This window comes from Streptomyces sp. ICN903 (genome assembly GCF_022015835.1).
Taxonomy (GTDB): Bacteria; Actinomycetota; Actinomycetes; order Streptomycetales; family Streptomycetaceae; genus Streptomyces; species Streptomyces fenghuangensis.
This window is the reverse complement of the sequence record NZ_JAKMAY010000205.1, coordinates 1-10,381: the sequence shown is the minus strand read 5'-3', so window position 1 is coordinate 10,381 and position 10,381 is coordinate 1. Positions and strand designations below refer to the sequence as shown.

The window sequence follows — 10,381 nt, the reverse complement described above, 5'->3', positions numbered from 1 at the left end:
CCACGACCCCCACCCGCGCCGGCTGCGCCGACAGGCCGCCGGAAGGAGAACACGGAGGACGCCATGAAGCACAAAGCGGTCGGCGCCGTCATGACGGTCGACGTCGTCAAGGCCCACCCGACGACACCCTTCAAGCAGATCGCCCACCTGCTCGCACGGCACGGCATCAGCGGCCTGCCCGTCGTGGACGGCGACGACAAGGTCCTCGGCGTCGTCTCCGAGACCGACCTCCTGGCCCACCAGGCCCGCCAGGGTTCGGACGGCGCCCCGCCCAGGGGGCGCCCCGGCCGCCGCCGCGCCGCCGGGCGCCCACTGGCCGCCGGCGAGCTGATGACCGCCCCCGCCGTCACCGTCCACGCCCTGGACTCGGTGGCACGCGCGGCCCGCACCATGGTCGCGCACGGCGTCCAGCGGCTGCCGGTCCTGGACGAGGAAGAGCGGCTGGTCGGCATCGTCACCCGCCGCGACCTGCTGGGCGTCTTCCTCCGCCCGGACGCCGACATCCGTGCCCAGGTCGTCGACGAGGTCCTGATCCGGTCCCTGTGGCTGTCCCCGGACACCGTCTCCGTCTCCGTCGCCGAGGGAGTGGTCACCCTCACCGGGCAGGTCGAGCGGCGCAGCGAGATCCCCGTCGCCACCGCCCTCATCCGCCGCCTGGACGGCGTGGTCGACGTCGTCAACCGCCTGACCTACCGCCTGGACGACTCACGTCTGCGGCCCGAGGAACCCGCACCGCACGGCCTCGCCGACCGCCGGCTGCGAAACCACTGACGCACCCGCCGGCAGGCCACCGGCACAACGCCGGTCCCCCGGGCAACCCGGGAGGACCGGCAACGCACAGGAAGGCGATCACGATGACACCACCGCACGTACTCGTCGCCTACGGCTCGAAGAACGGCTCCACCGCGGAAATCGCCCGGTGGATCGGCCAGGACCTGCGGGAGAGCGGCCTGACCGCCGACGTCCTGCCCGCAGCCGATGCCGCGGCCCTCGGCGATCTCGGCGCCTACGACGCCGTCCTGCTGGGCTCCGGCCTGTACGCGGGCCGCTGGGTCAGGGACGCCACCCGCTTCGCCCGGCACAGGCGCCACGCACTGGCGCGGCTGCCGGTGTGGCTGTTCAGCAGCGGCCCGCTGGACGCCTCCGCCGAGGAGCGCGACATCCCGCCGGCCCCCGGCGCCGCGCGCGTGGCCGCCCTGATCGACGCGCGCGGCCACACCACCTTCGGCGGCCGGCTGGGCGAGGACGCGCGCGGCTTCATCGCCCGGCAGATCGTCAAACAGGGCAAGGGCGGCGACTTCCGCGACCGCGAGCACATCCGCCGGTGGGCGCGCTCGGTCGCCGCCGAACTCACCCGCGCGGCCCAGAACACCTGAGCCCCCGGAGCCGCCGTGGTTCTGTGCCGCCTCCCGGGCCCGGGAGGCGGCACAGAACCACGGCGCAGGCCCGGCCTCCGGACGGATCCCGGAAGCCGGACCGGGAACACCGGACCGAAGACCGCGGCCCGGCCGGGCCGCTCCCCTCCTCGCCCCCGGCTCCTCAGGCCCCGTCCAGCGGCACCCGCCACACCAGGCGGGAGCCGCCGGAGGGCGGTCTCTCCAGCAGCAGCTCGCCGCCGAGCTTCTCGGCCCGCTCCGCCAGGTTCACCAGCCCGCTGCGGCGGCCGCCCTCCGGGATGCCCACCCCGTCGTCGGCCACCGTGGCGGTCAGGGAGCCGTCCGCCACCACCAGCGACACCTCTGCCACCGCGGCCCGCGCGTGCCGCGCCACGTTCGACAGCGCCTCGGCCAGCACCGCCACCACATGGTCGGCCACGGCGGGCGGAACGTCGGTGTCCACCAGCCCCTCCATGCGCAGGGCCGGGGTGAAGCCCAGGTTCCCCACGGCCTCCTCCACCAGCCGGGCCACCCGCACCCGCAGCCCCTGCTGCCGGGACCGGCCGTCCCCGTGGCTGCGCAGGCCGAAGATCGTCGATCTGATGATCTTGATGGTCTCGTCCAGGTCGTCCACGGCCCGAAGCAGCCGCTCGCTCGCCTCCCGGTGCTGGACGAAGCGCACCGCGCTCTGCAGCGTCATGCCCGTGGCGAACAACCGCTGGATGGCCAGGTCGTGCAGGTCGCGGGCGATGCGGTCGCGGTCCTCCAGCAGGGCCACCTGCTCGGCCGCCCGGCGCCGTTCCGCCAGCTCCATGGCCACCGCGGCCTGTCCGGAGAAGGACGCCAGCGGCGCCGTCTCCGTCTCCGTGAACGGCGCGCGCCGCTCCCGGCGCGCCAGCAGCAGCACACCGCGCACCCCGTCGCCGGCGCCCATCGGCACCGCCACCGCCGGGCCCATGCCCTTCCAGCGCTCCACACCGGCCGAGACGCGGGGGTCGCCCGCGATGTCGGCACTGGTGACCGCCTCCCCGGCGGCCAGCGCCGCCCCCACGAACGATCCTTCCGGGGGCAGCACCAGTCCGCGGAACGCCTCGCCGCCCTCTCCTTCCGCCAGCACCACCTGAAGGTTGCCGGTGTCCTCCAGGGGCAGGGCCAGTACGCCCAGGTCGGCGGCGAGGATGTGGCGCGCGTGGTCGACGACCAGCACAAGCACCTCCTGCTCGTCCACTCCGGACAGCAGCCCGGCGGTGATCTCGGCGTTGGCCTCCATCCAGCGCTCGCGGTTGCGGGCCTGCTCGTAGAGGCGGGCGTTCTCGATGGCCACGCCCGCCGCCACGGCGAGGGTGGACAGCACCGCCTCGTCCTCGGCGTCGAACTCCGCCCCGCCCCGCTTCTCGGTCAGGTAGAGGTTGCCGAAGACCTCCTCGCGCACCCGGATCGGCACGCCCAGGAAGGAGTGCATCGGCGGGTGGTTGGGCGGGAAGCCCGAGGAGTTGCGGTGCTCGGCCAGTTCCGGGATGCGCAGCGGCTCCGGATGGCGGATCAGCTCGCCCAGCAGTCCGTGGCCCGACGGCAGCGGGCCGATGGCCTCGACCGTCTCCGCGTCGATGCCCACCGGGATGAACTGGGAGAGCCTGCCGTCCTCGCCGATGACGCCGAGGGCGCCGTACTCGGCGTCGACCAGCAGCACCGCGGCCTCCACGATCCGCTGGAGCGCGTGGGACAGCTCCAGTTCCTGCCCCACCGACATCACGGCCTCGAGCAGGCTGTGCACCCGGTCCCGGGTGCCGCGCACCGCGTCGACGCGGGCCTGCAACTCGTCCAGCAACTCGTCCAGCTGCAGCCGGGGCAGGCGCCCTGCGTCCTTCTCGCTCCCCATGCCCACCGGCTCCTTCCGTCAGGCTCCAGAGCCTTTGACCAAAGGTATCGGTTCACCCGTGTGGACTGCTGCCCCGCCTCGAGGCGTCCGTTCCAGGACGCCCATCGCGGCCTCCAGTTGGTAATACAAACCGCTTGGCACACTATTTAACCGAACGAGGATCCGGCGGCCCCTCCGCGCTCGGCCCATCAGGTGAACTGCGGCGCTCCAAAGGCAGGCACCGCCGCCCGTCCGGGAAAGCCTCCACCTCGGACAGCCCGGCCCCGGGCCGGGTGCCCGAACACCAAAAAGCGCCCGAGGACACCCGAAGAGCACTGGAGAGATCCATGGAGATGCCCGCTGTGACCGAATGCGCCGTGGAGCCCTGTGCGTACAACAGGGAGCACGCCTGCCACGCGCTCGCCATCACCGTCGGCGACCCCCAGCAGGCCCAATGCGACACGTTCTTCACCGCCCCGCGCAAGGGCGGCAGTCCGGAGGCCGCCGCGCACGTCGGCGCCTGCAAGATGTCGGACTGCCGGCACAACACCGACTTCGAGTGCCAGGCCACCGGCATCTCGGTGGGCGCCCTGCACGGCACGGCCGACTGCCTGACCTACTCCCCGCGCTGACCCGCTTCCGAGCCGGCCCACCGGTCCCCGCGTCGGCCTGCCGTCCGGCCCGCCCCCGGACCACGGCAGCACCCCCGGGCCGGGACCGCGGCGGCGTCGCGGACCGCGGCCGTCGCTCGTTCGTCGGACGTCTCCCGTGTGCTCATCGGGCCTCCCCGCTCCTGACGGCCCGCCGGCCTGCCGGTGCGGACGGCTCCGGAGGGCGCGTCCGGGGCTCGGTCGATCGAGCCGGATCCCCGGCCGGGGCCGGGGATCCGGGAGCGGCCGGGGTCAGGGCCCGGGGTGCGCCACGCCCTCGATGTCGGTGCGCGCGACGCTCAGCAGCTTCTGCGCCAGGTCGTTCATCGCGCGTCCCGCCGCGAGTTCGTCGCCGATCTCGGGGACGTCCCTGTCGTGCGGGTTGCGCCGTGCGACGCCCTGTCCGCTGATCTCCGTGCCCCCGAGGTCCAGCACCGCGTGGGCCTTCGTCGTGCCCTCCTCCTCGAAGAGGTGGAGGCGGACCTTCCAGTCCTGTGTGTGAGCCATCGTCTGCTCCCTGGGGTGGTGCGGGGCCGATGGGGTCCGGATGCGCTCGGCCCGGTCCGTGTGTACGTGCCTGCCGCGGCCCTCCGCGGCCCTCCGCGGTCCTCCCGGCGTGGCCGTGCCTCCCGCCGCGCACTCCGGCCACCGGGCCCGCCGGCCTCGGTGGTCGCCGCACCGGGCGTCGCCGGCTCCTCCTCGGCGTGGATACGCCTGCGGCCTCTGCCTCCCACGGTAACCCCGGTGCCGCGAGCCTTCCATCGGACGGCGTACGCCCGCGTCCCGCTCCGGGCGGGGCGGCGGGTTTCCGAAGCGGCCTCCCCGGTACTCCCCACCGGGCGGCGACCGCCGCCCGCGCGGCCCCCGCACGACCTCAGCGCGCCCGACGGCAGCCAAGGAGCCACAGGATGCCCACACCCCCGACCTCCGTTCCCGGCCCCGGCACCGGGGCGGGGGCGGCGCACCCCCCGCGCGCGGAGGTCGGCGAGACCCACACCGCGGTGCTGTTCTTCCTCGGGGACCGCGTCCACAAGCTCAAGAAGCCGGTCTCCCTGGGGTTCGTGGACTTCACCACCCTCGCCGCCCGGCGGTGGGGGTGCGAGCGGGAGATCGAGCTCAACCGCCGTTTCGCGCCCGACGTCTACCTGGGACTCGCGGAGGTCCGCTGCCCCTTCGACTCCCCCTCCGGACGGGAGGGGGACGGCGGGCCCGAGCCGGTCGTGGTGATGCGCCGTATGCCGGCCGAGCGCCGGCTGTCCGCCCTGGTGCGCCGGGGCGAGGACGTACGGGAACCGCTGCGGGCCGTGGCAAGGCTGCTGGCGGCCCGGCACGCGGACTCCCCGCGCGGCCCGGAGGTGGTGCGCGAGGGCACCCGGGACGCGCTCGCCGGGCGCTGGGAGGCGAACTTCAGCGAGGTCCGCGCCATGGAGGACGCGGTCGGGCTGCCCGAGGGGGTTTCCGAGGCCGAGCGGCTGGTGCGCCGCTACCTCGACGGCCGCGAGGTGCTGTTCGAGACGCGCATCCGCCGCAACCGGGTCGTCGACGGGCACGGCGATCTGCGGGCCGAGGACATCTTCTGCCTCGACGACGGCCCGCGCGTCCTGGACTGCCTGGAGTTCGACGACCGGCTGCGCCACGTCGACGGCCTGGACGACGCCGCGTTCCTCGCGATGGACCTGGAGCGGCTGGGCGCGCCGGACGCGGCGGCGTTCTTCCTGGCCCGCTACAGCGAGTACTCCGCGGACCCCGCACCGCCCTCCCTGTGGCACCACTACGTCGCCTACCGCGCCTTCGTCCGCGCCAAGGTCTCCCTCATCCAGGCCGTCCAGGGCGCGCCGGGGGCGCGGGAGGAGGCGCGGGGGCTGGTGACGGCGGCCCTGCGCCATCTGCGCGCCTCCGCCGTGCGCCTGGTGCTGGTCGGCGGGCTGCCGGGCCGCGGCAAGTCCACGCTCTCGGGGGCGCTGGCGGACCGGATGGGCGTCACACTGCTCAGCAGCGACCGCGTCCGCAAGGAACTGGCGGGCATCCCGGCCGAGCAGCCGGCACCCGCCCCTTACGGCGAGGGCCTGTACACGCCCGAGCGGACACGCGCCACCTACGCGGCCCTCCTGGACCGCGCGGCCGCCCTGCTGTCCTCGGGCGAGTCGGTGGTGCTGGACGCCAGCTGGACGGACCCGGAGCAGCGGGAGGCGGCCCGGCGGACCGCCGAGCGCGCCGGTGCGGAGCTGGTCGCCCTGCGCTGCCGGACGCCGGGCGATGTGGCCGACTCCCGGCTGGCCGGCCGCGAGCCGGGGGTCTCCGATGCCGGGGCGGAGGTGGCCGCCGCGATGGCGCGGCGGGAGGCCCCGTGGCCGGAGGCCGTCGCCGTGGACACCTCCGGCCCGCTCCGGGCGGCGGCCGACCAGGCGCTGGCGGCGGTCCACCCGCACGACGCCGGGCCCGCGCCGGCCTTCCGCCGCCCCTATATGGAGCCGGGCTGACGGGCTGACGGCCGGAAGGGGCCGCGCCGTGTGGAGGTGCGCCGGGCCGCGCACGGAAGGAGGATGCGGACATGACCGGACAGATGGCCGTCCCCGGAGCGCTCACCACGGACCTGTACGAGGTGAGCATGGCCCTGGCCTACCTGCGCGAGGACATGACCGGCGAGGCCGTCTTCAGCCTGTTCGTGCGGAAGCTGCCGCCGCACCGCGGCTTCCTGGTGGCGGCGGGGCTGGAGTCGGCGCTGTCGTATCTGGAGGGGCTGCGGGTCGGCGCGAGCGAGGCCGCCGCCTTCGCCGAGGCGCTGCACCGGCCGGTGGAGGACCTGGAGCCGATGCGGGGCCTGGAGTTCACCGGCGAGGTGCGGGCGGTGCCCGAGGGCCGGATCGTGCTGGCGGGCGAGCCGCTGCTGGAGGTGACCGCCCCGCTGCCGCAGGCGCAGCTGGTGGAGACCTGCCTGCTCAACCAGATCAGCCACCAGACGGCCATCGCCTCGAAGGCGGCGCGCTGCGTCCTGGCCGCCGGCGGCCGCCCGGTGGTGGACTTCTCGCTGCGCCGCACCCACGGAGTCGAGGCGGGCCTGCGCATGGCCCGGCTCGGCGCCCTGGTGGGTTTCGCCGGCACCAGTGACGTGGCCGCGTCCGCCGCCTACGGCATCCCGGCGGTGGGTACCATGGCGCACTCCTTCGTGGAGGCGTACGAGGACGAGGAGGCTGCCTTCCGCGCCTTCGCCCGGGTCCATCCGGGCCCGGTGACCTTCCTGGTGGACACCTACGACACCGAGGAGGGCGTGCGGACGGCGGCGCGGGTGCTGCGCGACCTGGGGTACGGGCCCGGCTGCGCCGTCCGGCTCGACAGCGGCGACCTGGGCGAACTGGCCGTGCGCGCGCGGCGGATCCTGGACGCGGCCGGGCTGGAGGAGGTGCGGATCACCGCCAGCGGCGGTCTGGACGAGTACGGCGTCGACCGCCTGGTGCGCTCGGGCGCCCCGATCGACGTCTACGCCGTGGGCACCCGCGTCGGGGTCTCGGCCGACGCCCCCTATCTGGACTCCGCCTACAAGCTGGTGTCCTACGACGGGCGGCCGGTGATGAAGCTGTCGGCGGCCAAGGTGACCGCTCCGGGGGCCAAGCAGGTCTTCCGCGGCCCCGGCTTCGCCGATGTCGTCGCCCTGCGGGAGGAGGAGCCGCCGTCCGGTGCCGAACCGCTGCTGGAGACGGTGATGACCGGCGGCCGGCGCGTCGCCGCCCCCGCGACCCTGGCGGCCGCCCGCGAGCGCTTCGAGGCCGATCTGGCCCGGCTGCCCGAGGAGGCGCGGCGCGTGGTGGATCCGGTGCCGCCGGAGCCCGTCGCCTCCGAGGCCCTGTCGCGCCTGACCGATGAGGTGCGCTCCCGTATCGAGGAGCGGGTGTACGGCGGCCGTGCGGCGGCCGGCTGACCCACGCGGGCCGCCGTACGGCCCGCGGCGCGGCACGCAACGCGGCGCGGCACGCGGCGCGACGGGCCCCGGGCGGTGGCCTGGTAGCCGCCCGGGGCCCTTGGGAGGGGGAGCCGCCGCTCCCCCGGTCGGTCGGCCGGTCAGCCGGTCACGGTGATCTGCGAGGCGGGGTCGGTCGCGTCGGTGATGTCGTAGGTGGCGTTGAAGACGGAGCTGCTCGCGCTGGTCGGGCAGCCGAATCCGCCGACGACGTCGACGGGCACGGAGACGTTCGTGAAGGTGAGCTTGGAGGGCGCCCCGTTGGTCCAGGTGCCCGGGATCGAGGCGCCGGCGTCGGGGGCGGCGGTCACGGTGCAGTTGGCCAGGCCGGTGGTCTTGACGACCAGTCCGCCGCTGGGCATGGACAGGGTGGCGGTGGACGGCGCCCCGTGCTGGACCAAGACGCCCCAGGAGCCGCTGGTGGTGACGGTGGCCCAGACGCCCGGCATGCTGGTGCGGCACGAGCTGTAGGTGGGCGCGTTGAGCGGGCCTCCGACCGGGCCGGCGGCGTTGTGGTTGTCCGGGGCGTCGGGGACGCGGTTGGCGTCGCCGGTGCCCGTGGGGGCGGAGCTGGAGACCGTGCAGGTCACCGTCACGCTGCCGGCCTTGAAGGTGGCGCTGCCGTTGAGGTCGGCGGCGAAGTAGTGCCCGGCGGGGGTGACGGTGGTGGAGCCCGCGACGGCGGCCGGCTCGGCTACGGCGGTGCCGCCTCCGGCCAGGGTCAGGGCGGCCGCTGCGGCCAGACCGGCGCCGATGGCCAGGGGGGTGCGGGAACGCGATGCGCTGAGGGTCACGCTTCCTCCTCGACTAAGGGGGGGATGGGGTGGGGGGGTTCCGGCGCGGGCGCCGTCCTCGGCTGCCAGCCGAAGACGAGCCCGCCGCCGATGAGTCCGGCGACCGTCCCGATCAGGAAGCCGCCGAGATTGGAGAGGACCAGCGCGGCCGCGGCGATCATGGCCGTGAGGATGCCGGTGAGGGTGCGGTAGTGCGGCGTGAACCAGGCCGACAGGCCCAGCACGATCAGTACGGCGCCCAGGAGGACGGACATGGCGCCCGCGACCCCCTGGTGCAGCATGACCTTCATCGGGGCCAGGGGGATGACCGCGATCTCCACGCCGGCGGCGACGGTGACCAGCCCTCCCCAGAAGGGCCGGCCGCGGCGCCAGCGCCGCCACCTCAGAAGCATTCGCGCTTGCCTTTGCTGATCTTCATGCTGAGGTCGGCGAGCTTGAACGTGCCCGCGTTGGTCGCCCACGCGGTCTGCTTCAGATCGCTGATCTCCAGGGTGTCGGCCTGCTGGGAGAAGGCGTCCTGCATGCCCTGGGCTCCGTCGGGGCCCTTGTCCAGCGTGGAGGCGTCGCGGCCGATCTCGATGTTCTTGAACGAGGCGTCACCGGAGAGCTGGGTGGCGTCCACGAACAGGTCGGTGGCCTCCACCGGCTTGTCCCCGGTGCCGGCGGAGAGTTTGAGCGAGATGTCGCCGAGGATGGGCAGGGTGGTGACGACGGACTGGCACAGGCTCTCCATCCTCGCCTTCTTGATGCCGGTCACCGCGACGGGCAGCAGCTGGTCGCGGGCGTTGACGTCCACGCTGCCGTACTGCACGAAGCCGTCGCCGGTGAGCCGGTCCGCGGACACCTTGAACTGCTGGCCGGAGACGGCGAACGACGCGGCGAGGGCTCCCTCGGCCAGCGCGACGCCCAGTACGCCGGTGACGGCGAAGCCGGGCACGCACACGGCGGCGAACCTGCGCCATCTGACGCGGCCGTCCACGGGTCTCTCCTGCTCGTCCTTCATGACACACCCTTCCGGCGGAGTCCGCGAACATCTCGCGGACGCGCCTGTGGCATACGGATTGCGAGGTTCTGTGCTGGTGCGGTGCTCGTGCGGTGCCGGTGGTGCCTGCCGGTGCGGGTACCGGGTCGGTGCACGCGGCCCGGTGACGGGCCGGCACCCGCGGTGGCGCGGCTCCACCCCGCGCCCGGCCGGGGCACACGGGGACTCCTCCGGTATTAGTGAACATGTCAATACCGGCGAGTAGGTTGACTGTAGGTATGCCACTGGTCACTGGCAAGGTCCCGCGCAGCCCCTTTTCGGCCATTCGGCGGTCCCCCGGCGGCCCCTCGACGGCCGTACGCGAAAGGGCCGGCCCCGGAACCCTTCGGAGGGTTCCGGGGCCGGCCCGGGGTGTGTCCTGCGACTCGGGGCCGCCTCGGTCTCAGCGGCCGCCGCGGCGGCTCCGGCTCGTCGCCGTCCTGCGGTATCCGAACGGGCCGGGAAGATTCATCGACATGGTGCGCCGCCCCCTGGACCCGAACGTGTACCTGGGGCCCTTCCCCCTGCCCAGGCTGAGCGACCAGGAGCGGCGGTTGCGGTTCAGGCGCACTCCGGGCAGGATCCGGATGCTCTTGCGGAACGTGACGGCCATACGGTCCTCCTCGGCTCGGCTGTCTGCGTCGTACCCGGCGGCGAACCGCCCCGCCGGGTACGGATGTTGCCCGTATGCCCGACTTCAGCTCCGCTGAACTCAGCCGTCTCCGTC

General features: G+C 74.4%; 11 protein-coding genes. 5 read left to right on the top strand and 6 right to left on the bottom strand.

All coding sequences use genetic code 11. The annotated features are described in order from the left end of the window. Positions 1 to 63: 63 nt before the first annotated feature. Together L7D48_RS19815 and L7D48_RS19810 are read left to right on the top strand one after the other, a co-directional pair. Complete coding sequence (locus tag L7D48_RS19815; protein WP_237880914.1) at positions 64 to 771, top strand: CBS domain-containing protein; 708 nt, start codon at positions 64 to 66, stop codon at positions 769 to 771. A gap of 83 nt (positions 772 to 854) precedes the next feature. Then, positions 855 to 1,376: a flavodoxin domain-containing protein gene (locus tag L7D48_RS19810; protein ID WP_237880912.1), complete on the top strand. Its 522-nt coding sequence runs from the start codon at positions 855 to 857 to the stop codon at positions 1,374 to 1,376. 163 nt (positions 1,377 to 1,539) lie between these two features. On the opposite strand, the gene L7D48_RS19805 is transcribed toward L7D48_RS19810, so the two are convergent. After that, positions 1,540 to 3,255 carry a GAF domain-containing protein gene (locus tag L7D48_RS19805; protein ID WP_237880910.1) on the bottom strand — a complete coding sequence of 572 codons (1,716 nt, stop codon included), beginning with the start codon at positions 3,253 to 3,255 and terminating at the stop codon, positions 1,540 to 1,542. Positions 3,256 to 3,581: 326 nt separating this feature from the next. Between L7D48_RS19805 and L7D48_RS19800 the strand changes: the two genes are divergently transcribed. Continuing rightward, entirely contained in the window at positions 3,582 to 3,866 is a 285-nt protein-coding gene (locus L7D48_RS19800) for a DUF1540 domain-containing protein (protein WP_237880908.1), read from the top strand. A gap of 270 nt (positions 3,867 to 4,136) precedes the next feature. Here L7D48_RS19800 and L7D48_RS19795 read toward each other — a convergent pair whose 3' ends face one another. Next, on the bottom strand, positions 4,137 to 4,391 hold the full coding sequence (locus L7D48_RS19795; RefSeq protein ID WP_093849325.1) for a DUF1876 domain-containing protein: 255 nt from the start codon (positions 4,389 to 4,391) through the stop codon (positions 4,137 to 4,139). Between the two features lie 401 nt (positions 4,392 to 4,792). Between L7D48_RS19795 and L7D48_RS19790 the strand changes: the two genes are divergently transcribed. Both L7D48_RS19790 and L7D48_RS19785 read left to right on the top strand, forming a co-directional pair. After that, entirely contained in the window at positions 4,793 to 6,364 is a 1,572-nt protein-coding gene (locus L7D48_RS19790; protein ID WP_237880906.1) for an AAA family ATPase, read from the top strand. Between the two features lie 71 nt (positions 6,365 to 6,435). Then, complete coding sequence (locus L7D48_RS19785; protein WP_237880905.1) at positions 6,436 to 7,800, top strand: nicotinate phosphoribosyltransferase; 1,365 nt, start codon at positions 6,436 to 6,438, stop codon at positions 7,798 to 7,800. Positions 7,801 to 7,940: 140 nt separating this feature from the next. On the opposite strand, the gene L7D48_RS19780 is transcribed toward L7D48_RS19785, so the two are convergent. From L7D48_RS19780 to L7D48_RS19765, 4 genes are all read right to left on the bottom strand, one after another. Continuing rightward, positions 7,941 to 8,633 (bottom strand): hypothetical protein, encoded by a 693-nt coding sequence (locus L7D48_RS19780; RefSeq protein WP_237880903.1) that lies wholly within the window; start codon positions 8,631 to 8,633, stop codon positions 7,941 to 7,943. Further along, positions 8,630 to 9,025, bottom strand: coding sequence for a DUF6114 domain-containing protein (locus L7D48_RS19775; protein WP_237880901.1), 396 nt, complete (start codon positions 9,023 to 9,025; stop codon positions 8,630 to 8,632). Before L7D48_RS19775 ends, L7D48_RS19780 begins: the two co-directional genes overlap by 4 nt. Then, on the bottom strand, positions 9,016 to 9,636 hold the full coding sequence (locus L7D48_RS19770; RefSeq protein WP_237880899.1) for a DUF6230 family protein: 621 nt from the start codon (positions 9,634 to 9,636) through the stop codon (positions 9,016 to 9,018). The genes L7D48_RS19775 and L7D48_RS19770 overlap by 10 nt, the downstream gene beginning before the upstream one ends. A 421-nt stretch (positions 9,637 to 10,057) precedes the next feature. Then, a complete protein-coding gene (locus tag L7D48_RS19765) occupies positions 10,058 to 10,267 on the bottom strand; it encodes a DUF4236 domain-containing protein (protein ID WP_237880896.1) in 210 nt (69 codons plus the stop codon). Between the last annotated feature and the right edge of the window lie 114 nt (positions 10,268 to 10,381).